The 236-nt window shown below is 64.4% G+C and carries 1 protein-coding gene; it reads right to left on the reverse strand.

The window, feature by feature from the left end; all coding sequences use genetic code 11:
* Nucleotides 1-236: YbaK/EbsC family protein (locus R0J88_RS23530; protein ID WP_410901393.1), on the reverse strand; the 236-nt coding region annotated here is incomplete at both ends.

Genomic DNA, 236 nt, shown 5'->3' on the forward strand with positions numbered 1-236 from the left:
CGCACTTCCTCGTCGCTGGCCATGGTCAGCGGCTCGGCGACCTGCGGCAGGTGCTCGGCCTTGATCTCGTTCAGCTCGTGGTCGCCGCGCACCATCAGCGCGATCTGACCACCTTCGACGCCTTCGGCCGCCTTGACGATCAGCGTCTTGACGGTCTTCTTGATGTCCAGACCGTGCTGTTCGACCAGTGCGGCGATGGTCTTGGCCTTCGGCGTGTCGACCAGCTGCATCTCCTG

The sequence above is a fragment of the Pseudoalteromonas sp. SIMBA_162 genome, assembly GCF_046535955.1.
GTDB classification, from domain to species: Bacteria; Pseudomonadota; Gammaproteobacteria; order Enterobacterales; family Alteromonadaceae; genus Pseudoalteromonas; species Pseudoalteromonas marina.